Raw genomic sequence first — 24,253 nt, forward strand, 5'->3', positions numbered from 1 at the left:
ATGCGTGCGTGCTTCGCCGGGCTGATCCTGCTGTTGCCGTTCTGTGCCTTCGGAGCGCCTGCTCTGGCACAAGGGCAGTCGGCGCAGCTGGCCTGGCGCAGCGCGCAGGGTGACGAACTGCTGCGCCTCGGGCCGCAGCAGGTACTCGATCGTCAGCCGTTGCCCGATGATCTCAAGACTCCGCTGGGCAGCCTGTGGAAGCTGTTCGTCTATGCCTGGCTGAACGATACCGGCCAGCAGGAGCCGGCCTACCAGTGCCGTGGCGAGAGCAAGGAAGAAGTCTATTGCTGTGCGGCGGGGCAGAGCATCGAGCGCGATGCCGCGCTGGTGAAGTCCTGTGGCCTGTACTTCCAGCCGCAGCGCCTGGGCATCGACGGCGAAGTCTGGCAGCAGTACTGGCAGGCGCGCCATGCCCCGGCCTGGATCGCGCAGCTGGACCGTCTGGCGCCGCAGACCGAAGTCCCGGTCGGCGAGTTGCTCGATCAGCTGCAGCACCTGCCCGCTCAGGAACAGGCGCAGAAGGTGTTGCTGGATGTCAGTCTCGCCGCCGACGAAGGCCGTGCCCCGGCCTTGCTGGGGGGACGCCTGCGGGTGAAGACCTGGAGCTGGGATGAGGCTGGCAAGCGCGAAGGCGGCTTTGCCGGGTGGCTGGCTGACGGCACGCCGCTCTGGGCGCGCGGGCCGGGTACCAGCAAGACGGTGCTGGCGAATTACGGCAACGCCATCGGCGCTGCGCTGCCTGCTCCCTGGCCTCGTGATCCGGGGCGTTGCGTGGAGGTCAGCCTGTTCAGCCGCTATCCGCTGAAAGAGGTCTACGACGCGCGCAATCAGCCTGCCACCGAAGGCTTGCTGGACGGTTCGCAGAATGTCCTGTTCGCCAATGGCGTTCGGCTCGACGTGAACAGCCATGGCGATCTGTTCCTTGAGCGCGGCGCCGCTGGCCCGCGCCTGACTGCGCGCCTGTCCCGCGAGGAATACGTGGCCCGCGTACTCGACCGCGAGGCCTCCGCCACGCCGCCGGAAGCGGCCAAGGCGCTGGCGGTGACCATCCGTACCTACCTGCTGCAGAACGCCGCGCCGCGTGGTGACTGCCTGAGCATCGATGACAGCAGCCAGCGCCAGCGCGTCGCACCGCGCCCGGCCAGCGAAGCTGCGCGGGGTATCGCCGCCTGGACCGCCGATCTGGTATTGGCTGGCGGCACTGTCACCTACCACTCGGACGAGGCGGGGCAGTCGAAATTATCCTGGCGCGACGCCCAGGAGCAGGCCGCCCAGGGGCTGCGCTACGACGCGATCCTCGCCCGCGCTTTCCCGCGCACCAGCCTGAGCCGCTGGAGCAACCCGTCTGCCGCGTGCCAGCCGCTGCCCGAGGCCGAGCGCTGGCTGCGGGCGCAGCGCCGCAATTGGCGGCCACGCCTGGAAGGCGAGCCGGGTTATGAGGAATTGCAGTCCTTCGCCGTGTGCCGCCTGAGCAGCGGACGGCCCTATGTCGACCGCGAACGCCAGCGCATCTTCGTGCGTGGCCTGTACTCCCAGCAGGACCGGCTCGACCTGACTCATGAATACCTGCACCTGGCTTTCCAGGCGCACCCCAATGGACAAGACGAGGGCTACGTGGAAAGCCTGGCCCGTCGCCTGATACTGGAATGATCGCCATGAAACTCGCCCACGCGCTCCGCCTGTCCCTGCTCGCCAGCCTGATTCCGTGGGGCGTACAGGCTGCCGAATCGCCAATTCACTTCGACACGCCGGTAGGCGGCTGGCGAGCCGGTGATGGCGACAAGGCGGACTTCCGGCAGACGGTGAACTATCCGGCGTCGTCGGTGAATACCCGTGCGGACCAGGCCGAGACCGCGCGCATCCGTGGCGAGATCCGCTCGCTGCCCAAGGACAACAAGGACCCTGCGCGGCTGGTGGTGAATGGCGTGGCGATGCCGCTGAAGGTCGATGACAACGGCGGCTTCGACCGTCCCTTTTCCTTCCCGGCCGGCACCAACAGTGTCGAGGTGATTACCCCGGACGGCCAGCAGCGCAAGCGCGTGCAGTTCTACCACGGCGGTGGCGGCGGCGAGGTGCCGGCCAAGCTGCGCGTGCTGCTGTCCTGGGATTCCGACAACACCGACCTCGACCTGCACCTGGTCACGCCGGACGGCGGGCACGTCTGGTACGGCAACCGCTCATTGGCCAACGGCGCAACCCAGGATGTCGACGTGACCACCGGCTACGGTCCGGAAATCATCGCCAGCCCGACGCCGCTCAAGGGCCAGTACCTGGTCTACGTGAACTACTACGGCGGTGGCTGGAGCGAGGATGAAAGCTCGGGTGACGTGAATGCGGCCAAGCCGCTGACCACGGCGCAGGTGACCATCGTCACGGAGGAGGGGACGGTGAACGAGAAGCAGGAGAGCTTCCTGATCCCGATGCGCCAGCCGGGTGAGCTGACCCTGGTTAAGCGGTTCAGTTACCCGTAAGGCCAGGAAAGTATCTGTAGGAGCGGACTCCGTCCGCGATGGCCTCTGGCGCGAGGCAAACCTGTCGCGGACAAGGTCCGCTCCTACAGGATCACGCCACGCGCTGTTTGTAGGGCGAATAACGCGTCAGCGTTATCCGCCGCCGAGGTATAGGCGGATAACCCGTTCCGGGGGGATGCACCCTACGTGCTGCTTCGGGTGAGGTTTTTTGCGCCGCTTCGGCGTGCGCGCGACCTTCTTGTTTCGCCCCCTCGGGCGACCTACTTTGGCAAACCACCCAAAGTAGGCAAAGGTCTCGCCCCTCCATCCGGTTTCTCGCTTAGGCGAAAAATACCCTCGTTGAAGCGCAGTTTCAGGGGCCCGAACTAGGCGTCCCCCCACGAAGGGCCATCCATGGCCCATCGCGGCTCTCGCGGCATCCATGCCGCTCAACCCCTGAAACTCCGCTTCAACGAGGCCTCCTGAAAGGGGCACTTCGGAGTGTGCGGGTACTTCTCTGGAAGTCATCAAGAGCCAGAACCGAAGCTCGATGCGCTTTTCGTAGGAGCGGGCCATGACTGCGATCAGCGGCCGTTGGTGCTGCTGAAAGTCAGGCTTTCTGATCCGCCTGCCACGCCTCGATCACTTCCTGCGCCGCCCGGAAGGCATCAATAGCCGCCGGGACGCCGGCGTAGACCGCGCAATGCAGCAGTGCTTCGCGAATCTCTTCCACCGTACAGCCATTGTTCAGCGCGCCACGCACATGGCCTTTGAGCTCCTGAGGGCATTTGAGCGCCGTCAACGCGGCCAGGGTGATCAGGCTGCGGGTCTTGCGCGGCAGGCCTTCGCGATTCCACACACCGCCCCAGGCGTGCTCATTGACGAAGTCCTGCAGCGGCTGGCTGAAGTCGGTGGCGTTGCCTAGGGCGCGGTCGACGAAGGCGTCGCCCATCACTTCGCGGCGAACCTGCTCGCCGGCCTTGCGGTTGTCGTTGTTCATGGTGATTCCTTCAGAGACCTTCCAGGCGCACCCGGGCGGTGCCGGAGCGCAGCATGTTGAGTTGTTCAGCGGCGGCTTTCGAAACGTCGATGATTCGCCCACGGCCGAACGGCCCGCGGTCGTTGATACGCACCACAACGCTGCGGCCATTCTCGAGGTTGGTGACCTTCACTCGTGTGCCGAAAGCCAGGGTGCGGTGGGCAGCGGTGAGGGTATTCTGATTGAAGCGCTCGCCGCTGGCGGTACGCTTGCCATGGTGCGCCTTGCCGTAATAAGAGGCGGTGCCCTCGGCGCGGTAGCCGCGGCCGGAGACCTCCGAGTCGCTGTTGTACGACGAAGTGCTACAACCGGCCAGTAGGGCTAGGCCGGCGAGGAGGAGGAGGGTGGGGAGCGAACGCCACATAAGGGAGCTTCCAGGAGTGGGGCGATTTACCCGGTGCTGATCGGGCTCTGCCCTGTCATTCCTGTCGCAGCACCGAGGGGGCCATCCCTGGCCGGTCGTTCGCCGGGCCAACGCAGGCGTTGGCGCTCTTCTGGAAAGAAGGGGCGATTACCCTTCGAGCTTCTTCTTCAGCAGTTCGTTCACTTGTGCCGGGTTGGCCTTGCCCTTGGCGGCTTTCATGGCCTGGCCGACGAAGAAGCCGAACATCTTGCCGCGCTTGGCTTCGTCGCTGGCGCGGTACTGCTCGACCTGCTCGGCGTTGGCTGCCAGCACGTCGTCCAGCAGCTTCTCGACGGCGCCGGAATCGGTGTTCTGCACCAGGTCCTTGGCCTTGATGATCTCGTCGGGTGAGCCTTCACCCTCGGCCATGGCGGCGAACACGGTCTTCGCGGCCTTGCCGTTGATGGTGCCGTCCTTCAGGCGCAGGATCATGCCGCCCAGGTGCTCGGCGGAAACCGGCGATTGCTCGATCTCCAGGCCATCCTTGTTGAGCAGGCTGGAGAGCTCGCCCATCACCCAGTTGGCCGCCAGCTTGGCGTCGGCGCAGATGGCCTGGACCTGTTCGAAGTAGTCGGCCATCTCGCGGCTGGCGGACAGCACGCTGGCGTCGTAGGCGGACAGGCCGTACTGGCTCTCGAAACGCTCGCGCTTCTGGTCCGGCAGTTCCGGCAGCTGGCCGCGCAGTTCTTCGAGGAAAGCGCGCTCGATCACCACCGGCAGCAGGTCCGGGCAGGGGAAGTAACGGTAGTCGTTGGCTTCTTCCTTGCTGCGCATGGAGCGCGTTTCGTCCTTGTTCGGGTCATACAGGCGGGTTTCCTGCACGACCTTGCCGCCGTCCTCGATCAGCTCGATCTGGCGCTGCACTTCGTGGTTGATCGCCTTCTCGATGAAGCGGAAGGAGTTCACGTTCTTGATCTCGGCACGGGTGCCGAACTCGGCCTGGCCCTTGGGGCGTACCGAGACGTTGCAGTCGCAACGCAGCGAGCCTTCGGCCATGTTGCCGTCGCAGATGCCCAGGTAGCGAACCATGGCGTGGATCGCCTTGACGTAGGCCACGGCTTCCTTGGCGCTACGGATGTCCGGCTCGGAGACGATCTCCAGCAGCGGCGTGCCGGCGCGGTTCAGGTCGATGCCGCTCATGCCGTGGAAGTCTTCGTGCAGGCTCTTGCCGGCGTCCTCTTCCAGGTGCGCGCGGGTAATGCCGACGCGCTTGACGGTGCCGTCTTCCAGGGTGATGTCCAGATGGCCCTTGCCGACGATGGGGTGGTCCATCTGGCTGGTCTGGTAGCCCTTGGGCAGGTCCGGGTAGAAGTAGTTCTTCCGGGCGAACACGTTGCGCTCGGCGATTTCGGCGTTGATCGCCAGGCCGAACTGGCAGGCCATTCGCACGGCCTCCTGGTTCAGCACCGGCAGGGTGCCGGGCATGGCCAGGTCGATCAGGCTGGCCTGGGTGTTCGGTGCGGCGCCGAAGGTGGTGGCGCTACCGGAGAAGATCTTCGATTGGGTGGAGAGCTGTGCGTGGATTTCCAGCCCGATCACGGTTTCCCATTGCATGTGTGTCGTCCTCAGAATCCAGCCGGTGCTTGTTTGTGCCAGTCGGTCGCCAGTTGGTACTGGTGCGCGACGTTGAGCAGGCGGCCTTCCTGGAAGTACGGCGCGAGCAGCTGGACACCCACCGGCAGGCCGTCGACGAAGCCGGCTGGCATGGACAGGCCCGGAATGCCGGCGAGGTTGGCGGTGATGGTGTAGATGTCTTCCAGGTACTGGGCGACCGGGTCGTTGTTCTTCTCGCCCAGTTTCCAGGCCGGGTTCGGCGTGGTCGGGCCGAGGATGACGTCGACTTCGGCGAAGGCGCTGGTGAAATCGTTCTTGATCAGGCGGCGAATTTTCTGAGCTTTCAGGTAATACGCGTCGTAGTAACCGGCGGAAAGCGCGTAGGTGCCGACCATGATGCGGCGTTTCACTTCAGCGCCGAAGCCTTCGGCACGGGAGCGCTTGTACAGGTCCTGCAGGTCCTTCGGGTCCTCGCAGCGGTAGCCATAGCGCACGCCGTCGAAGCGAGACAGGTTGGAGCTGGCCTCTGCGGGGGCGATCACGTAGTAGGCAGGGATCGCGTGCTGCATGTTCGGCAGGGAGATTTCCTTGACCACTGCGCCGAGCTGCTTGAGCTGCTCGACCACCTTCATCACCGCGTCGGCGATGCGGCTATCCAGGCCGGCGCCGAAGTACTCCTTCGGCAGGCCGATGCGCAGGCCGGTCAGCGGCTTGGCCAGGGCGGCAAGGTAGTCGTCCACCGGCTGGTCGACGCTGGTGGAGTCCTTCGGATCGAAGCCGGCCATGGCACCAAGCATCAGCGCGCAGTCCTCGGCGGTGCGGGCCAGCGGGCCACCCTGGTCGAGGCTGGAGGCGTAGGCGATCATGCCCCAGCGCGATACGCGACCGTAGGTCGGCTTGATGCCGGTGAGGTTGGTCAGCGCGGCCGGCTGGCGGATCGAGCCGCCGGTGTCGGTGCCGGTGGCGGCCGGGATCAGGCGCGCGGCCACGGCGGCGGCGGAACCGCCGGAGGAGCCGCCCGGTACACGGGAGGTGTCCCAGGGGTTCTTCACCGGGCCGTAGTGGCTGGATTCGTTGGCCGAGCCCATGGCGAATTCGTCCATGTTCAGCTTGCCCAGACTCACGGTGCCGGCGTCCGCCAGGCGCTCGACGACGGTGGCGTCGTAGGGCGAGACGAAGGCGTCGAGGATCTTCGAGCCGCAGCTGGTGCGCACGCCCTGGGTGCAGAACAGGTCCTTGTGGGCGATCGGCGCACCCAGCAGGGCGCCGATGTCGCCCTTGGCGCGCCGTTCGTCGGCGGCCTTGGCCTGGGCCAGGGCAAGCTCTTCGGTGACGGTGATGAAGCTGTTCAACTGCGGGTCGAGCTGCTGGATGCGCGCGAGCAGGGCAGTGGTCAGTTCCTGGGCGGAGAATTGCTTGTCGGCGAGTCCGCGGGCGACTTCGGCGAGGGTCAATTGATGCAGCATATGTCCGTGTCCTTAGCGCTTACTCGATGACTTTCGGGACGAGATAGAGCCCGTCTTCCACGGCCGGGGCGATGGCCTGGTAGGCTTCGCGGCGGTTCTCCTCGGTGACTGTGTCGGCACGCAGGCGCTGCGTGGCTTCCAGCGGGTGGGCCAGGGGCTCCACGCCGTCGGTGTCGACCGCTTGCATGGCGTCGATCAGGCCGAGGATGTTGTTCAGGGTGTCGGTGGTGCGCGAAATGTCGGCTTCCTCCAGGCCCAGGCGGGCGAGGTGGGCGATCTTTTCCACGTCGGTGCGTTCAAGCGCCATCGGGGGTCTCCAGCTAGAGCGGCCCGGTTCGAACTGGACCTGGCCGGAAGGAATTTGTGGGGCAGGGAACAGAACCCGCGGCGGACGGTCGAAGGCCGCTGGGACGGGCCTGCGGGCCCGAAAAACGAGGAATCTAGCATAAATTGCCGCCTTGCCCAAAACCCCCGTCATTGTTAGAGTTTGCCGCACTTTTTTACCCGCGCATTTTTCACCCACGCTCCACCTACGGGTTTCTTTCCAATGTTCAAAAAACTGCGTGGCATGTTTTCCAGTGATCTGTCGATCGACCTGGGCACTGCCAATACCCTTATTTATGTGCGCGAGCGCGGCATCGTCCTGAACGAACCGTCCGTGGTCGCCATTCGTAGCCACGGCAGCCAGAAGAGCGTGGTAGCGGTCGGTACCGAAGCCAAGCGCATGCTCGGTCGTACCCCGGGCAACATTGCCGCCATTCGTCCGATGAAGGACGGCGTGATCGCCGACTTCAGCGTCTGCGAGAAGATGCTGCAGTACTTCATCAACAAGGTTCACGAGAACAGCTTCCTGCAGCCCAGCCCGCGCGTGCTGATCTGCGTGCCGTGCAAGTCCACCCAGGTGGAACGCCGCGCCATCCGTGAATCGGCCCTGGGCGCTGGCGCCCGTGAGGTGTACCTGATCGAAGAACCGATGGCCGCAGCCATCGGCGCCGGCCTGCCGGTGGAAGAGGCCCGTGGTTCCATGGTCGTCGATATCGGCGGCGGCACCACCGAGATCGCGCTGATCTCCCTCAACGGCGTGGTCTACGCCGAATCCGTCCGCGTTGGCGGCGACCGCTTCGACGAAGCCATCGTCACCTATGTGCGCCGCAACTACGGCAGCCTGATCGGCGAATCCACCGCCGAGCGCATCAAGCAGGAAATCGGCACCGCCTTCCCGGGTGGCGAAGTCCGCGAAGTCGACGTCCGTGGCCGCAACCTGGCCGAAGGCGTACCGCGCAGCTTCACCCTGAACTCCAACGAAGTGCTCGAAGCGCTGCAGGAGTCCCTGGCGACCATCGTCCAGGCGGTCAAGAGCGCCCTGGAGCAGTCCCCGCCGGAGCTGGCTTCCGACATCGCCGAGCGCGGCCTGGTGCTGACCGGTGGTGGCGCGCTGCTGCGCGACCTGGACAAGCTGCTGGCCCAGGAAACCGGCCTGCCGGTGATCGTCGCCGAAGACCCGCTGACCTGCGTGGCTCGTGGCGGCGGCAAGGCGCTGGAAATGATGGACCGTCACTCGATGGACCTGCTCTCCACCGAATAAGGTGGGGAGTCCTGTAGAGGTCGGTTGACGTTTCGTCCGGGCGGGTGGAACTTCAACCGACCTTGCACAGCTAGGAGCCGGTCATCAAACCGATATTCTCCAAAGGGCCCTCGCTGGGCGCGCGCCTGCTGGTGCTCGCCGTCTTGTCGGTCGCCTTGATGGTGGTCGATGCCCGATTCGATTATCTGAAACCGGTACGCAGCCAGATGGGCCTCGTGCTGAGCCCCTTCTATGGCATTGCCGACTTCCCCGTTCGTGCCTGGGAAGGCGTGCGCGATCAGTTCACCAGCCGCAGCGAGCTGCTGGCCGAGAACGAGCGCCTGAAGGCCGAGCAGCTGCTGATGCAGCGCCGCCTTCAGAAACTGGCCACCCTCACTGAACAGAACGTTCGCCTGCGCGAGCTGCTCAATTCCTCCGCCCTGGTCGACGACAAGGTGCTGGTGGGCGAGTTGATCGGTGTCGACCCGAACCCCTTCACCCAGCGCATCCTGATCGACAAGGGCGAGAAGGATGGCGTGTTCCAGGGGCAGCCGGTGCTCGACGCCAGCGGCCTGATGGGCCAGGTGGTCGAGGTCATGCCCTACACCGCGCGCGTCCTGCTGCTGACCGATACCACCCACAGCATTCCGGTGCAGGTGAACCGCAATGGCCTGCGCGCCATCGCCGTGGGCACCGGCAACCCGGAACGCCTGGAGCTGCGCTACGTCGCCGACACCGCCGACATCAAGGAAGGTGATCTGCTGGTCAGCTCGGGCCTGGGGCAACGCTTCCCGGCGGGCTACCCGGTAGCCACGGTCAAGGAAGTGCTGCACGACACGGGTGGGCCCTTTGCTACCATTCGCGCAGTGCCCACCGCAAGAATGAACCGCAGCCGCTACGTGCTGCTGGTCTTCACCGATAGCCGGACGCCCGAGCAGCGCGCCACCGATGCTGCCGAGGCCCAGGCGGAGGCAGACCGCAAGGCCGCCGAATCCGCCGCGCCGGCCCAGCCTGGAGGCGCCGCACCGGCATCGCCGGCACAGGGCGCCACTCATCCTGCGACTCCGGCCGCCCCTGCTGCTGCCGCTGCTGCGCAGCCGTCGCACCCGGCAGCAGTTGCCGGAGGCGCGGCCGCACTGGCTCCGGCACGCCCTGAAGCAAGGAACCGCCACTGATGGCCGCCCAAGGCTCGCAAAATGGCTGGGTGGTCTGGCTCAGCCTGATCATGGCGCTGTTGCTCTCCGTGGCGCCGATGCCCAGCTTCATGGAGATCGGTCGGCCGCTCTGGCTGGCGATGTTCCTGACCTACTGGGTGCTTTACCTGCCGCAGAAGGTCGGCCTGCTCAGCGCCTGGGTGCTGGGGCTTGGCGAGGACGTGCTGTACGGCACTTTGCTGGGGCAGAACGCGCTGATCCTGAGCCTGATCATTTTCCTGGTGCTGTCGCTGCACCAGCGTTTGCGGATGTTCCCCATCTGGCAGCAATGCCTGGTACTGGTGGTGGTATTCGGTCTGGCACAACTGGTTCAGCTATGGATCAGCGCGTTGACCGGCAACCGCCCGCCAACTCTGGTTTTCCTGCTGCCGGCGCTGGTCAGTGCCTTGCTCTGGCCGTGGGTCTATACGCTGCTCCGGGCCCTGCGTCTGCGCCTGAACATCAATTGAGGCCCCGCTGCGGGGCGTTTCGTCGGGTCTGGCGCCAGTTGCGCCGGGCCGGCTTCGGGAGTCTCTGATGTCCCAGTTGTACCTTGCTTCCAGTTCGCCGCGCCGCCGCGAGCTGCTGACCCAGATCGGCCTGCCGTTCCATATCGTGCCCGCTTCCATCGACGAGACGCCTCAAGCCGACGAGTCGGCTGTCGTTTATGTCGAGCGGCTGGCGCGCGAGAAGGCCCTGGCGGGGCTGCATTTCCTGGCTCAGCGGGCGGACGTCTGCGTGCTGGGCGCTGATACCGCCGTCGTGCTCGACGGACGCATCCTCGGCAAGCCCGCCGATCGCGACGAAGCGCTGGCCATGCTGCAGGCCCTGTCCGGCCGCGAGCATGACGTGCTCACCGCGGTGGCCGTGGCTAACCGTGACCGCTGCGAAGCGAAGGTGGTGAGCAGCCGCGTGACTTTCCGTAGTGTTTCGATGGAAGAGTCCGAGCGCTACTGGGACACTGGCGAGCCGCATGATAAAGCTGGTGGCTATGCTATCCAGGGACTCGCGGCGGTCTTCGTCCGTTGCGTGGAGGGCAGCTACAGCGCTGTGGTCGGCCTGCCGCTTTGTGAAACTGCGGCATTGCTGGCTGACTTCTCCATCCCTTGCTGGCAGTCTTGATTACGACGTAGCGCTGCACAACTCCCGGCGCGATAAGGAAGGGCGCATGAGCGAAGAGATCCTGATCAATATCACGCCGATGGAATCGCGCGTGGCGGTGGTGGAGAACGGCGTCCTGCAGGAGGTCCATGTCGAGCGCACGTTGCGCCGCGGGATCGTCGGCAACATCTACAAGGGCAAGGTCGTACGCGTGCTGCCGGGCATGCAGGCGGCCTTCGTCGACATCGGCCTGGAGCGTGCGGCCTTCATCCACGCGGCGGAGATCTCCACCCGCGAAGGCAGCGCGGTGGAGAGCATCAGCGCACTGGTGCACGAGGGCCAGAGCCTGGTGATTCAGGTCACCAAGGACCCGATCGGAACCAAGGGCGCGCGCCTGACCACCCACCTGTCGATCCCTTCCCGTTACCTGGTCTACATGCCGCGCACCAGTCATGTCGGCATTTCCCTGAAGATCGAAGACGAAGTCGAGCGCGAGCGCCTCAAGCAGGTGGTCGCCAAGTGCGTTGCCGCCGAGGGTATCGTCGAGCAGGGCGGTTTCATCCTGCGGACTGCCGCCGAGGGTGCCGGGGAGGATGAGATCCTTGCCGATATCCGCTACCTGCGCCGCCTCTGGGATCAGATCGATGCGCAGATCAAGACCGTTGGCGCGCCAACGCTGATCTACGAAGACCTTTCCCTCGCCCTGCGCACCCTGCGCGACCTGGTGAACCCGCGTATCGAGAAAATTCGCGTCGATTCCCGGGAGAACTTCCAGAAGATCACGCAGTTCGTCGAAGAACTGATGCCGGAAATCGCCGATCGCCTCGAGCACTACCCGGGCGAGCGGCCGATCTTCGACCTCTACGGGGTCGAGGACGAGGTGCAAAAGGCGCTGGAGCGCAAGGTACTGCTCAAGTCCGGCGGCTACCTGATCATCGACCCGACCGAGGCGATGACCACCATCGACGTGAACACCGGCGCGTTCGTCGGTCACCGCAACCTCGAAGAAACCATCTTCAAGACCAATCTCGAGGCGGCCACCGCCATTGCCCGCCAGCTGCGCCTGCGCAACCTGGGCGGGATCATCATCATCGACTTCATCGACATGGAAGATGAAGAGCACCGCCGCCAGGTCCTGCGGACCCTGGAGAAGCAGCTTGAGCGCGACCATGCCAAGACCAACATCATCGGCATCACCGAGCTGGGCCTGGTGCAGATGACCCGCAAGCGCACACGCGAGAGCCTGGTGCAGGTGCTCTGCGAGCCCTGCCCGAGCTGCCAGGGGCGCGGCATGCTGAAGACGGCCGAGACCATCTGCTACGAGATCTTCCGCGAAATCCTCCGTGAGGCCCGTGCCTACCAGGCCGATTCGTACCTGGTGCTGGCCAACCAGAAGGTGGTCGATCGACTGCTCGACGAGGAGTCGGGTAACGTCGCCGATCTGGAAGTTTTCATCGGCCGGACCATCAAATTCCAGGTCGAGGCCATGTACTCTCAGGAACAGTATGACGTTGTCCTGCTTTGAGAAGCAGGTCGCAATGTCTTGGCTGCACACGGGACACCGCTCTGGAACGGGCGATTGCGGAGCTTTCGTTGACGCACATTGTCAGACGGGGTTCGCAACTGCATGGCTGGGAGCCAGCACGATGACCGATTACCTTCTGCCACGAGCGCCTGACTGACATGGGGCGCCTGTTCACTGCGTCACTGCGCGTGATCCTGGGGTTACTGGCCCTGGGCCTGGTTCTGCTCGCGCTGTACGTCAGCCTGGGGCGGCAACTGGTGCCGCTGGTGGCCGAATACCGCGAAGACCTGGCGCAGCAGGCCAGCGCCCAGCTCGGTCTGCCGGTGAGCATCGGCGGGCTTGAGGGGCATTGGCAGGACTTCGGACCGATCATCGTGGTGCGCGATATCCAGCTGGGCAATGGCAACGATGCGCTGCGCCTGGAGCATGTGCGCCTGACGCCCGACATCCTCGGCAGCCTGATGGCACGTCAGCCGCGTATCGACAGCCTGGAGCTGGAGGGCCTGCAGCTCACCCTGCGTGAGGATGAGCAGGGGCAGTGGAGCGCCGATGGGCTGCCCAGTCACGGCGGCGATACCGATCCGCGCAAACTGATCGACCTGTTGCTGGCACCGCGTCGCCTGTCATTGATGGACAGCCAATTGACGGTGCTGCCGCAGGGTGCTGAGCCCCTGTCGCTGAGTTATGTCGGCATGACGCTGCACAGTGGCAGTCGCCAGCACCTCGATGCGCGCCTGACACTGCCGGGCGGTGAGCCGGTTGCGGCTCGACTGGACGCCCGTCTGAATCGCGACGACTGGCGGCAGAGCTCGGCGCAGGCCTACCTGAGCCTACCGCAGACGGATTGGTCGAAGTGGCTGCCTGCGCGCCTGACCGGAGCCTGGAAACTTTCAGAGTTCAAGGCTGGCGGCGAGTTTTGGGCGACCCTCGAGAAGGGCATGCCGGTGTCGGGCGTAGCGCGCCTCAACGCGCCCTCGATCAAGGTCTCGCTGGGCGAGCAGAAGCCGGTCAAACTGAGCGACCTCGGCGTCAGCCTGTATTACCAGCGCAATGGCGAGGACTTCGACCTTCGCGTTGCCGACCTGGCGGCCAACCTGGGCGATACCCGCTGGGGCGAGGTGGAGCTGTCCCTGACCCGGCGGATGAAGGGCGAAGAGCACTGGCAACTGCAGGCCGACCGCCTCGACCTGACCCCGTTGGGTCCGATGATCACCGCCCTGGCGCCGCTTCCGGACGCCGCCATCACCTGGCTGCAAGGGCTGAAGCCGCATGGCGTGCTGCATAACGTCAATTTTGATTACTGGCCCCAGCGCACAGGCGCCGAGCGTGTGGCCTACGCCACCAACCTGGAAAAGGTAGGTGTCAGCGCGTTCCATGAGGTGCCCGCGGTAGCCAATGTCGACGGCACCTTCAGCGGTAATCTCGAAGGCGGCCAACTGGACGTGTCGGCCCAGGACTTCATGCTGCACCTTGCGACCCTGTTCCCCGAGCCCTGGCGTTATCGAAGCGCCCACGCTCGCCTGTTCTTCCAGCTGAACGATGAGGCCTTCACCCTTGGCAGCCACCTGATGAAGGTGGAGGGCGAGGAGGGCAGTCTGGCCGGCGACATGCTGATCCGCCTGATGCGCGACCCGGCGCAGGAGGGCTACATGGACCTGCGCGTGGGGATGAGCAACGGCGATGCGCGCTTCACCGAAAAGTATCTGCCTACCGTCATCCCGCAGATGAGCAAGGACCTTGCCGCCTGGCTCAAGGGCTCGATCAAGAGCGGGCGCATCGAGCAGGGCTATTTCCTCTGGCAAGGTTCGCTGCAGAAGGGCGCGGCGCCCGAGGCGCATGCGATGAGCCTGTATTTCAAGGTCCACGATGGCGTGCTCGACTACCAGCCGGGCTGGCCGGGGCTGAGCAAGGCCGAGGGCGAAGTGCGGGTGGAGGACAGCGGCGTGAGCATCACTGCGCGCTCCGGCCAGATCCTGCAAAGCCAGGTGCGCGATGTGTCGGTGGAAATTCCCCACGTACCGAGCGGCGAGGTGTCCCACCTGCACGTCGATGGCGATATCGACAGCAGTCTTGCTGACGGCCTGAAGATCCTCCAGGACTCGCCCATTGGAGCCCAGCATACTTTCGAGGGCTGGAGCGGCGACGGCAAACTGGCTGGACATCTCAAGCTGGATATCCCGTTGGCCAAGGAACAGGCCCGGCAGGCTCGGGTGATCGTTGATTTCTCCACGCAGTCCGCACGGTTGAAGATCGCCAGACCCGAACTCAATCTCGAACAGCTCAAGGGCAAGTTCCGCTACGACACCGACAGCGGCCTGAGCGCGCAGAACGTTTCGGCCCAGACGCTGGGAGCCCGGATCACCGGCAGCATCCGGGCCGAAGGGCGTAGCGGTGACCCGCGCACCCGGGTGCTGGTGGGCGGGCAGATGCCAATGAAGGCGCTGCTGGACTGGGGCAAGGTGCAGAAGCAGTTGCCGGTCGACGGCCGCGTGCCCTTCCAGCTCAACCTGCTGCTCGCGGGCACGGACAGCCAGTTGCAGGTCACCTCCAACCTGCAGGGTGTGGCCATCGACCTGCCGGCACCGCTGGGCAAGACGGCCGTCGAGACCCGAGACAGCGAGTGGCGTATGACCCTTGATGGCGCCGAGCGCCGTTACTGGGCGACCTACGGCGACCGTGCCAGTCTGGCGTATGCCGCACCGGCGGATAATCCTCTCGCCGGCCGCGGCGTGTTGCGTCTTGGCGGCGATCCGGCGGTACTTCCGAACTGGAGTGGCGTGCAGGTGCGTGGCCGCCTCGATGAAGTGGATGCCGACGCCTGGCAGGCGGTCCTGAAGAAGTACAGCAACACCGGGGTCGAGGGTGCAACCGGGCTGCTGCGCGGAGCCGATTTGCAGATCGGGCGCTTCAAGGGCTTTGGCCAGAGTCTGGACAATCTCAGTATCGACCTCTCGCGAGGCGATGGCAGTTGGCAGCTCGGTCTGGTCAGCGCCCTGGTTTCCGGCAAGATCACCTTGCCGGATGGCGGCAAGCGGCCGATCCAGGTCCTGCTCGATCGTATCGATCTACCCAAAGGCGAGGCCATCGACTCGCCCGGCGCGGTGCAAGCGCCGGATCCAATGGCCAACATCGACCCGCGTTCGCTGCCGGCGATGGATGTGTCGATTCGCCAGGTCAGCAAGGCCGGCAAGCCGGTCGGCGCCTGGAGTTTCAACCTGCGGCCGACACCGACCGGCACCAGTTTCAACAATGTGGCGCTCGACCTGCGGGGACTGGCGCTCAAGGGTACGCTGCGCTGGGACGGCGTGGCCGGCGCAGCGCGAAGCAACTTCGAGGGCCGACTGGACGGCAAGAACCTCGCCGATGTGCTCAAGGCCTGGGATTTCGCGCCCACGGTCACCAGCGAGCGTTTCCGCGTCGATATCAACGGCAACTGGCCGGGATCGCCGGCAGCGCTGAATCTGCGCCGCTTTGGCGGCAGCATCGATGCCGGCCTGCGCAAGGGCCAGTTCGTCGAAGTGGAAGGTGGCGCCAATGCGTTGCGCGTGTTCGGGCTGCTCAACTTCAACGCCATCAATCGCCGCTTGCGCCTGGACTTCTCCGATCTGCTGGGGAAGGGGCTGAGCTACGATCGGGTGAAGGGCGTGCTTACCGCTACGGACGGTGTCTACTTCACGCGCGAGCCGCTGCGCCTGGACGGGCCGTCGAGCAATCTGGAGTTGAACGGGACGCTGGACCTGGCTCACGACCAGATCGACGCCAAGCTGCTGGTGACCTTGCCGGTGACCAACAACCTGCCGCTGGCGGCGCTCATCGTTGGCGCTCCCGCCGTGGGCGGCGCGCTGTTCGTGGTCGACAAGCTGCTGGGCGACAAAGTGGCGCGTTTCGCCAGCGTGCAGTACAGCGTGAAGGGCCCCTGGCAGAGTCCGGCCATCACGTTCGAGAGACCCTTCGAAAAACCCCGTTGAGCAGAGTCGTCGGGCATCGGTTAGCATGACCTGAGGATTTAGCCGGAGCTAACCATGTCCATCGCAGTCATTCAGATGGTCAGCCAGGACGATGTCCTGGCTAATCTTGCCGCCGCCCGTCGCCTGCTCGAACAGGCCGCACGGGATGGAGCGCGCCTCGCCGTCCTGCCGGAAAACTTTGCCGCCATGGGCCGTCGCGATCTTGCTGATCTCGGCCGTGCCGAGGCGCAAGGACATGGGCCGATCCTGCCCTGGTTGAAAAGCACCGCCCGCGACCTCAGGTTGTGGATAGTCGGCGGAACCCTGCCGCTGCCGCCAGCCGGCCAGCCGGAGGCCAAGGCCAATGCCTGCTCGCTGTTGATCGACGATCAGGGCGAGATAGCGGCGCGCTACGACAAGCTGCACCTGTTCGACGTGGATGTCGCCGACGCGCGTGGCCGCTATCGCGAGTCGGATGACTACGCCTTCGGCCAGCGCGTGGTGGTGGCTGACACGCCAGTCGGGCGCCTGGGGCTGACGGTCTGCTATGACCTGCGCTTCCCTGAACTCTATACCGCGCTGCGCGAGGCCGGTGCGGAACTGATCAGTGCACCGGCGGCCTTCACCGCGGTGACCGGCGCGGCACATTGGGAAGTACTGATTCGCGCCCGCGCCATCGAGACACAGTGCTACCTGCTGGCAGCCGGGCAAGGCGGCAGCCATCCCAAGGGGCGGGAAACCTGGGGGCAGTCGGCCATCGTCGACCCCTGGGGGCGTATCCTGGCCGAGCAGGGCAAGGGCGAGGCCGTATTGCTGGCCGAGCGCGACAGCGAGGAACAGGCGGCGGTCCGGCAGCGTATGCCGATTGCCCGGCACAGACGATTTTTCCCGCCGGTCGAACCGCGACCGGCGCGCACGGAGTAGATATGAGCGAATTGTTGTCATCCGTCAGCCAGCACCTGCTGGCCCCCGGTGGTCTGGACATCGAACGGTTGTTGCCGGTGCTGCATGAGCTCAGCGGCCCGGGTATCGATGCGGCCGACCTGTACTTCCAGAGCCAGATCTCCGAGTCCTGGATGCTCGAGGACGGCATCGTCAAGGAAGGCAGCTTCAACATGGACCAGGGCGTTGGTGTACGTGCGCAGTCCGGTGAGAAGACCGGTTTTGCCTACAGCAATGCGATCACCCATGAGGCGCTGATCCAGGCCGCCCGCGCTGCGCGCTCGATTTCCCGTGCTGGCCAGAATGGCAAGGTGCAGGCGTTCAGTGCCGTGGTGCCGCAACGCCTGTACTCCGGTGAGAATCCGCTGGACGTCCTCAGCCGCGCAGAGAAAGTGGAACTGCTGCAGAAGATCGACGTGGCGACCCGTGGCCTCGATCCGCGTATCCAGCAGGTTACCGTGAGCCTCGCCGGTGTCTGGGACCAGGTGCTGGTTGCCGCAACGGACGGCTCGCTGGCAGCGGACATCCGCCCGCTGGTGCGCTTCAACGTCAGCGTCATCGTCGAGCAGAACGGCCGTCGTGAACGTGGCGGCCACGGTGGTGGCGGACGCACTGACTACCGCTATTTCCTCCAGGAAGACCGTGCCATGAGCTACGCCCGTGAGGCGCTGCGCCAGGCACTGGTGAACCTCGAGGCCGTTCCCGCGCCTGCTGGCAGCCTGCCGGTGGTGATGGGCGCCGGCTGGTCTGGCGTGCTGCTCCACGAGGCGGTGGGCCACGGTCTGGAAGGCGACTTCAACCGCAAGGGCAGCTCAGCCTACAGCGGCCACATGGGCGAGAAGGTCGCTTCCAGCCTGTGCACCATCGTCGACGACGGTACCCTGGCCGGCCGTCGTGGTTCGCTGTCGGTGGACGACGAAGGCACGCCGACCCACTGCAACGTGCTGATCGAGAACGGCATCCTCAAGGGCTACATGCAGGACAAGCTCAACGCCCGTCTGATGGGCGTGGCGCGTACCGGCAACGGCCGTCGCGAGTCCTACGCGCACCTGCCGATGCCGCGCATGACCAACACCTACATGCTGGCCGGGCAGAGCGAGCCGGAAGAGATCATCGCCAGCGTCGAGCGTGGTATCTACTGCGCCAACCTGGGCGGCGGCCAGGTGGACATCACCAGTGGCAAGTTCGTCTTCGCCACCAGCGAGGCCTACCTGATCGAGAACGGCAAGATCACCCGCCCGGTGAAGGGCGCGACCCTGATCGGTAACGGTCCGGAAGTGATGAGCCGGGTGTCCATGGTCGGTAACGACCTGGCGCTGGACAGCGGCGTTGGCACCTGCGGCAAGGACGGTCAGTCCGTGCCGGTCGGTGTCGGTCAGCCGACCCTGAAGATCGACGCGATCACCGTCGGCGGCACGGGCGCCTGAGGCCGTTGATGGCCAGGCGGGGATGGGACGACGCGGCTGCTCAGCGCAGACCGCGTTTGAGCTCGTCCAGTTCGCGAATGTACTTGAAGATCTTCCGCGCCGCTGCCGGAGGCTTGTTGTGAGCGGCCTCGTGCTGGGCGTGGCGGATCAGCTGCAGCAGGTGCTGGCGGTCGCTTTCCGGGTATTCGCCGAAGAACGCGGCGAGCGCCGCGTCACCGCCGGTGATCAGGTGGTCGCGCCAGCGCTCCAGGGCGTGGAAGCGTTCGTTGTACTGGCGGGTCGAGGTGTCTACCTGATCCAGCAGCGCGACGATGGCGTCGATGTCCTGGTCGCGCATCAGCTTGCCGATGAACTGCCGGTGGCGCTTCTTGGCGGCGTTGGCCTTGTGCTTGGGTGCTTCGTCCAGTGCGCGGCGCAGCGGATCGGTGAGCGGCATGCGGTCCAGCAGGTCCGGCTTGAGCGTCGTCAGGCGCTCGCCGAGGTCCTGCAGGGCGTGCAGCTCGCGTTTGACTTGCGTCTTGCTCTTCTCTTCGAAGAGCGAGTCGTCATCGTGAATTTCAGCCATGGCGGGGGTCTCGTTGAAAACGCCGCCATGATAACGAGTCGAGGGCCGCTTGTCCGGCCCGGTCGGTCGCCGTCGCCCGAGTGCGATGTCGCCGGTACATGAACAGGAGAGGCATGCAATGAGCGAACACAACCCGGCGGTGGGCCCGGACGTCCTTCCCGAACTGCGTGAGCAGGTCGAGCGGATTATCGCCGAGGCTTCCCGGCAGGGCGCCAGCGCCTGTGAGGTGGCGGTTTCGGTGGAGCAGGGATTGTCCACCTCGGTGCGCCAGGGCGAGGTGGAGACCGTCGAGTTCAACCGCGACCAGGGGTTCGGCATCACCCTTTATGTCGGCCAGCGCAAAGGCTCGGCCAGTACCTCGGCCACCGGTTCCGATGCGATTCGCGAAACTGTGGCGGCAGCTCTGGCCATTGCCAAGCATGCTTCCGAGGATGATTGCGCCGGTCTTGCCGACCCCGCGCTGATGGCCCGCGACCTGCCGGACCTGGATCTGTACCACGCCTGGTCGATCACCCCGGATCAGGCGGTGGAGCGCGCGCTGGCCTGCGAAGCGGCAGCCTTCGCCGCAGACGCACGGGTAACCAAGGCCGATGGCACGACGGTGAACACCCACCAGGGTTGCCGCGTCTACGGCAACAGCCACGGCTTCGTCGGCGCCTACGCGAGTACCCGGCACAGCCTGAGCTGCGTGATGATCGCCGAAGGTCAGGGCCAGATGCAGCGGGACTACTGGTATGACGTCAATCGCCGTGGCGAGCTGCTGGCCAGCTCTGAGTCGATCGGCCGTCGCGCCGCTGAGCGTGCCGCCAGTCGACTGGGCGCGCGGCCGGTGGATACCGCCGAGGTTCCGGTGCTGTTCGCGCCAGAGGTGGCGGTAGGTCTGTTCGGCCACTTCCTGTCGGCAATTTCCGGCGGCAGCCTGTACCGCAAGTCGTCGTTCCTCGAAGGCACGCTGGGGCAGCGTCTGTTCCCCGAGTGGCTGACCCTGGATGAGCGTCCGCTGCTGGCTGGCGCGCTGGGCAGTGCATCCTTCGATAACGATGGACTGGCGACCTATGGCAAGCCCTTCGTCGAAGGTGGCGACCTGGTCTCCTACATCCTCGGCACCTATTCCGGCCGCAAGCTGGGCATGCCAAGCACCGCGAACGCCGGTGGCGTGCACAATCTGTTCGTCAGCCATGGCGACGAGGACCAGGCGGCGCTGATCCGACGCATGGGCCGGGGCCTGCTGGTGACCGAGCTGATGGGGCAGGGGGTGAACCTGGTGACGGGCGATTACTCCCGCGGCGCGGGCGGCTACTGGGTCGAGAACGGCGAGATCCAGTTCCCGGTGCAGGAAGTCACCATTGCTGCGAATCTGCGAGATCTGTTCCGCAACATCGTGGCCATTGGCAATGACGTTGAGTACCGCGGCAACCTGCACACCGGCTCTGTGCTGGTGGAGCGCATGACGGTCGCCGGCAACTGATTGCCTTACCCATGAAAAAGCCCGCCATCTGGCGGGCTTTTTTTATTCAGCGGGAATCGCTCACTCGCCTTCGTCGAAGTAGTTGTTGATCAATTCGACCAGCGCGTTCAGTGCATCGTCTTCCTGCTCGCCTTCTGCGGCAATGTGCAGGTTGGTGCCCTTGCCGGCAGCCAGCATCATCACGGCCATGATGCTCTTGCCGTCGACGGTGCTTTCCGGGTTGCGCCCTACGCGAACCTGGCAGGGGTAACGTCCCGCCACGCCGACGAATTTGGCTGCCGCGCGGGCGTGCAGACCAAGCTTGTTGATGATGGTGATTTCGAGGGCGGGCATCGCGAGGGGCTGTCCTTTGTTGTGTGTTGCTACTAGCTCAGGTCGCGGTGGCGAATCTGCACGTTGGTGAGGGTTTCCTTGAGGGCCTTGCCAATGCGCTCGGCCAGGTAGGTCGAGCGGTGCTGGCCGCCGGTACAACCAATGGCGACGGTGACATAGGCCCGGTTGCTCGCGGCGAAGCGCGGCAGCCATTTGTTCAGGTAGCCGAGGATATCCTGGTACATCTCCTCGACATCGGGTTGTGCCGCCAGGTACTCCTGGACATCCGCATCGAGCCCGGTGTGCTCGCGCAGCTCGGGCTTCCAGTACGGATTGGGCAGGCAGCGCACATCGAACACCAGATCGGCGTCCACTGGCATGCCGCGCTTGAAGCCGAAGGATTCGACCAGGAAAGCGGTGCCCAGTTCGGGCTTGTTGAGCAGGCGCAGCTTGAGTACGTCGCGCAGCTGATAGAGGTTCAGGTGCGTGGTGTTGAGCTTGAGGTCGGCCAGGTCGGCGATCGGCGCCAGCAGAACGGCTTCGTCAGCGATGGCTTCGGCCAGCGAGCGACTGTCGCTGGTCAGCGGGTGCCGGCGGCGCGTCTCGGAGAAGCGCTTGAGCAGGGTTTCATCATCGGCGTCGAGGTACAGCACATCGCACTGGATGTGCTTGTCGCGGGCCTCCTGCAGCAGTTCGGGGAAGCGCTGCAACTGGCTGGGCAGGTTGCGGGCGTCGATGGAGACGGCCACCTGCGGGTGCAGCAGCTCGGTGTGCAGCAACGCTCGCTGTGCCAGGTCTGGGAGCAGGCTGGCGGGCAGGTTGTCGATGCAGTAGAAACCGTTGTCCTCGAGCACGTTGAGCGCAGTGCTCTTACCCGAGCCGGACCGTCCGCTGATGATGATCAGGCGCATGATCAGTGGCCGTTCTGGAAGTCCACGACGATCCGGTACAGCTCCTCGCCGTTGGCGGCGTGGCGCAGGCGGTCACGGACGTCGGAACGGTCGAGCATGGAGGCAATCTGCCGGAGCAGCTCCAGGTGCTCTTCGGTGGCGGCCTCGGGCACCAGCAGGACGAAGACGAGATCGACCGGTGCGCCGTCGAGGGCGTCGAAGTCGACCGGGGCGTCCAGGTGCAGGATGGCGCTGATGGGGGACTGGCAGCCGGGAAGGCGGCAGTGCGGAATGGCGATGCCATTGCCGAATCCAGTGGAGCCCAGGCGTTCACGGGCCACCAGATTTTCAAAGATGTCTTGCGCATCGAAACCTGGCAGCTCGCGAGCTACCAGGTTTGCGATTTGTTCAAGGACGCGTTTTTTGCTGCCGCCCGGCACGTTCACCAGGGAACGGCCGGGGGTCAGGATTTGCTCGAGTCGAATCATAGGGAGGGGTTAACGAACACCAACACCCTGCTGGCGTTCGAGGTATTTTTCCTTGTGCTTGATCAGTTGGCGGTCGAGCTTGTCGGTGAGCAGGTCGATGGCCGCGTACATGTCCTCATGTTCGGCACAGGCCACCACTTCGCCACCTGCGATATGCAGGGTGGCTTCGATTTTCTGCTTTAGCTTTTCGACCTCCATGATGACCTGAACATTGGTGATCTTGTCGAAGTGGCGCTCCAGTCGGCCGAGTTTTTCGCCGACATAGTCGCGCAGGGCGTCGGTCACATCCAGTTGATGTCCACTGATGTTGACTTGCATACCGCTTTCTCCTTATTGCCCGTGTGTAAGTGGCAGGTTAGATGGCCTGCCGCCGGAACACTTTGGCGTGGATCAACGTCATACCAGTCGCTTGCGTTCGCTGGAGGGAGCAATCCCCAAGGACTCCCGGTACTTGGCGACGGTGCGACGTGCCACTTGAATGCCCTGTGCCTCCAGTAAACCAGCGATCTTGCTGTCACTCAATGGCTTTTTCGGACTTTCCGCCGCGACCAGTTTCTTGATGATCGCGCGGATCGCGGTGGACGAGCATTCGCCACCCTCGGAGGTGCTGACGTGGCTGGAGAAGAAGTACTTCAGCTCGAAGATGCCACGTGGCGTGTGCATGAATTTCTGCGTGGTGACGCGCGAGATGGTCGACTCGTGCATGCCTACCGCTTCGGCGATGTCATGCAGGACCAACGGCTTCATCGCCTCCTCGCCGTATTCGAGGAAGCCACGCTGATGTTCGACGATCTGGGTCGCCACCTTCATCAGTGTCTCGTTGCGGCTCTGCAGGCTCTTGATGAACCAGCGCGCTTCCTGCAGTTGGTTGCGCATGAAGGTGTTGTCGGCGCTGGAGTCGGCGCGGCGCACCAGGCCCGCATACTGCGAGTTGACGCGCAGGCGCGGCACGGCTTCCTGGTTGAGCTCCACCAGCCAGCGCTCGTTATGTTTCCGAACGATGACATCCGGCACCACGTACTCGGCTTCACCAGACTCGATCTGCGAGCCCGGACGCGGGTGCAGTGACTGGATCAGCTCGATGGTTTCGCGCAGCTCGTCTTCCTTGAGCTTCATGCGGCGCATCAGCTGGCTGTAGTCGCGGCTGCCGAGCAGGTCGAGGTGGTCGGCGACCAGTTTCTGGGCGTCGGCCAGCAGGTAAGTGTTGGCCGGCATCTGGCGCAGCTGCAGCAACAGGCATTCGCGCAGGTTGCGCGCGCCCACGCCGGCGGGCTCCATCTGCTGTACGCGGCGCAGGACAACCTGCACTTCGTCCATCTCCACACCCAATTCGGGGTCGATGGAGGCGAGGATGTCGTCGAGGGATTCTTCGAGGTACCCGTCGTCGTTGATGCCGTCGATGATGCTCAAGGCTATCAGGCGGTCAGTGTCGGACATCGGTGCCAGGTTGAGCTGCCAGAGCAGGTGGCTCTGCAGGCTTTCGCCCGCGGAGGTACGGGCGGTGAAGTCCCACTCGTCGTCGTCGCTGGCGGGCAGGCTGCTGGCGCTGGTCTGGTAGATGTCCTCCCAGGCGGTATCAACTGGAAGTTCGCTGGGAATGCACTCGGCCCACTGGTCTTCATCGAGACTGTCGGCAGTGGGAGTGGTGCTTTCCTGGAAACTGTCCTGGGAGTTGCTGGTGGCGCCGTTGGCGCCCGACTCGGCGCCGTCCGCCATGGGATCGCTGTTGTCGTAATCCTCGCCCTCTTCCTGGCGCTCCAGCATCGGGTTGGACTCCAGGGCTTCCTGGATTTCCTGTTGAAGGTCCAGTGTGGAGAGCTGGAGCAGTCGGATGGCCTGTTGCAGCTGCGGGGTCATCGTCAGCTGCTGGCCCATCTTGAGGACGAGCGATGGTTTCATGGCTGGAACTAGGCACCTTG

22 protein-coding genes are annotated in these 24,253 nt (G+C 64.8%); 11 read left to right on the top strand and 11 right to left on the bottom strand.

Annotation, left to right across the window (positions count from 1 at the left end; all coding sequences use genetic code 11):
• Together GA645_RS05395 and GA645_RS05400 are read left to right on the top strand one after the other, a co-directional pair.
• Entirely contained in the window at positions 1-1,650 is a 1,650-nt protein-coding gene (locus tag GA645_RS05395) for a DUF2300 domain-containing protein (protein ID WP_152220632.1), read from the top strand.
• A gap of 5 nt (positions 1,651-1,655) precedes the next feature.
• A complete protein-coding gene (locus GA645_RS05400; RefSeq protein WP_152220634.1) occupies positions 1,656-2,471 on the top strand; it encodes a YfaP family protein in 816 nt (271 codons plus the stop codon).
• Between the two features lie 589 nt (positions 2,472-3,060).
• On the opposite strand, the gene GA645_RS05405 is transcribed toward GA645_RS05400, so the two are convergent.
• From GA645_RS05405 to gatC, 5 genes are all read right to left on the bottom strand, one after another.
• Positions 3,061-3,450, bottom strand: coding sequence for a carboxymuconolactone decarboxylase family protein (locus GA645_RS05405; RefSeq protein ID WP_152220636.1), 390 nt, complete (start codon positions 3,448-3,450; stop codon positions 3,061-3,063).
• Positions 3,451-3,460: 10 nt separating this feature from the next.
• Positions 3,461-3,853, bottom strand: a complete 393-nt coding sequence (locus GA645_RS05410) for a septal ring lytic transglycosylase RlpA family protein (protein ID WP_152220638.1) — start codon at positions 3,851-3,853, stop codon at positions 3,461-3,463.
• 147 nt (positions 3,854-4,000) lie between these two features.
• Positions 4,001-5,446, bottom strand: coding sequence for an Asp-tRNA(Asn)/Glu-tRNA(Gln) amidotransferase subunit GatB (gene gatB, locus GA645_RS05415; protein ID WP_152220640.1), 1,446 nt, complete (start codon positions 5,444-5,446; stop codon positions 4,001-4,003).
• An 11-nt stretch (positions 5,447-5,457) separates the two neighbouring features.
• On the bottom strand, positions 5,458-6,912 hold the full coding sequence (gene gatA / locus GA645_RS05420) for an Asp-tRNA(Asn)/Glu-tRNA(Gln) amidotransferase subunit GatA (RefSeq protein ID WP_152220641.1): 1,455 nt from the start codon (positions 6,910-6,912) through the stop codon (positions 5,458-5,460).
• Positions 6,913-6,931: 19 nt separating this feature from the next.
• On the bottom strand, positions 6,932-7,219 hold the full coding sequence (gene gatC / locus GA645_RS05425) for an Asp-tRNA(Asn)/Glu-tRNA(Gln) amidotransferase subunit GatC (RefSeq protein ID WP_152220644.1): 288 nt from the start codon (positions 7,217-7,219) through the stop codon (positions 6,932-6,934).
• 240 nt (positions 7,220-7,459) lie between these two features.
• Here gatC and mreB point away from each other — a divergent pair, with 240 nt between their 5' ends.
• The 8 genes from mreB (at position 7,460) to tldD (ending at position 18,611) form a co-directional block, all read left to right on the top strand.
• Entirely contained in the window at positions 7,460-8,497 is a 1,038-nt protein-coding gene (gene mreB, locus GA645_RS05430) for a rod shape-determining protein MreB (RefSeq protein ID WP_017518164.1), read from the top strand.
• A 92-nt stretch (positions 8,498-8,589) separates the two neighbouring features.
• The gene (gene mreC, locus GA645_RS05435; protein ID WP_152220646.1) at positions 8,590-9,651 is read left to right on the top strand and encodes a rod shape-determining protein MreC; all 1,062 of its coding nucleotides are present in this window, start codon (positions 8,590-8,592) and stop codon (positions 9,649-9,651) included.
• Positions 9,651-10,139, top strand: coding sequence for a rod shape-determining protein MreD (gene mreD / locus GA645_RS05440; protein WP_152220648.1), 489 nt, complete (start codon positions 9,651-9,653; stop codon positions 10,137-10,139). Before mreC ends, mreD begins: the two co-directional genes overlap by 1 nt.
• Before the next feature lie 67 nt (positions 10,140-10,206).
• A complete protein-coding gene (locus GA645_RS05445) occupies positions 10,207-10,791 on the top strand; it encodes a nucleoside triphosphate pyrophosphatase (RefSeq protein WP_178119490.1) in 585 nt (194 codons plus the stop codon).
• Positions 10,792-10,837: 46 nt separating this feature from the next.
• The gene (gene rng, locus GA645_RS05450; RefSeq protein ID WP_152220652.1) at positions 10,838-12,295 is read left to right on the top strand and encodes a ribonuclease G; all 1,458 of its coding nucleotides are present in this window, start codon (positions 10,838-10,840) and stop codon (positions 12,293-12,295) included.
• Between the two features lie 158 nt (positions 12,296-12,453).
• Positions 12,454-16,263: a YhdP family protein gene (locus tag GA645_RS05455; RefSeq protein WP_152220654.1), complete on the top strand. Its 3,810-nt coding sequence runs from the start codon at positions 12,454-12,456 to the stop codon at positions 16,261-16,263.
• A gap of 54 nt (positions 16,264-16,317) precedes the next feature.
• Entirely contained in the window at positions 16,318-17,166 is an 849-nt protein-coding gene (locus tag GA645_RS05460) for a carbon-nitrogen hydrolase family protein (protein WP_152220656.1), read from the top strand.
• A 2-nt stretch (positions 17,167-17,168) separates the two neighbouring features.
• Positions 17,169-18,611, top strand: a complete 1,443-nt coding sequence (gene tldD / locus GA645_RS05465) for a metalloprotease TldD (RefSeq protein ID WP_152220658.1) — start codon at positions 17,169-17,171, stop codon at positions 18,609-18,611.
• Positions 18,612-18,651: 40 nt separating this feature from the next.
• On the opposite strand, the gene yjgA is transcribed toward tldD, so the two are convergent.
• Positions 18,652-19,176 carry a ribosome biogenesis factor YjgA gene (yjgA, locus tag GA645_RS05470; protein WP_256676074.1) on the bottom strand — a complete coding sequence of 175 codons (525 nt, stop codon included), beginning with the start codon at positions 19,174-19,176 and terminating at the stop codon, positions 18,652-18,654.
• Between the two features lie 118 nt (positions 19,177-19,294).
• Here yjgA and pmbA point away from each other — a divergent pair, with 118 nt between their 5' ends.
• The gene (pmbA, locus tag GA645_RS05475) at positions 19,295-20,644 is read left to right on the top strand and encodes a metalloprotease PmbA (protein WP_152220660.1); all 1,350 of its coding nucleotides are present in this window, start codon (positions 19,295-19,297) and stop codon (positions 20,642-20,644) included.
• A 60-nt stretch (positions 20,645-20,704) separates the two neighbouring features.
• On the opposite strand, the gene GA645_RS05480 is transcribed toward pmbA, so the two are convergent.
• The 5 genes from GA645_RS05480 to GA645_RS05500 all read right to left on the bottom strand — a co-directional run bounded on the left by GA645_RS05480 (position 20,705) and on the right by GA645_RS05500 (position 24,233).
• Positions 20,705-20,977: an HPr family phosphocarrier protein gene (locus GA645_RS05480; protein WP_152220662.1), complete on the bottom strand. Its 273-nt coding sequence runs from the start codon at positions 20,975-20,977 to the stop codon at positions 20,705-20,707.
• 32 nt (positions 20,978-21,009) lie between these two features.
• Entirely contained in the window at positions 21,010-21,867 is an 858-nt protein-coding gene (rapZ, locus tag GA645_RS05485; protein WP_152220664.1) for an RNase adapter RapZ, read from the bottom strand.
• Positions 21,868-21,869: 2 nt separating this feature from the next.
• Positions 21,870-22,334 (bottom strand): PTS IIA-like nitrogen regulatory protein PtsN, encoded by a 465-nt coding sequence (gene ptsN, locus GA645_RS05490; protein ID WP_152220665.1) that lies wholly within the window; start codon positions 22,332-22,334, stop codon positions 21,870-21,872.
• A gap of 9 nt (positions 22,335-22,343) precedes the next feature.
• Positions 22,344-22,652, bottom strand: a complete 309-nt coding sequence (gene hpf, locus GA645_RS05495; protein ID WP_017518151.1) for a ribosome hibernation-promoting factor, HPF/YfiA family — start codon at positions 22,650-22,652, stop codon at positions 22,344-22,346.
• A gap of 78 nt (positions 22,653-22,730) precedes the next feature.
• Positions 22,731-24,233 carry an RNA polymerase factor sigma-54 gene (locus GA645_RS05500; RefSeq protein ID WP_152220667.1) on the bottom strand — a complete coding sequence of 501 codons (1,503 nt, stop codon included), beginning with the start codon at positions 24,231-24,233 and terminating at the stop codon, positions 22,731-22,733.
• Positions 24,234-24,253 lie beyond the last annotated feature (20 nt).

Origin of the sequence: Pseudomonas sp. SCB32 (genome assembly GCF_009189165.1) — a bacterium.
GTDB lineage: Bacteria > Pseudomonadota > Gammaproteobacteria > Pseudomonadales > Pseudomonadaceae > Pseudomonas.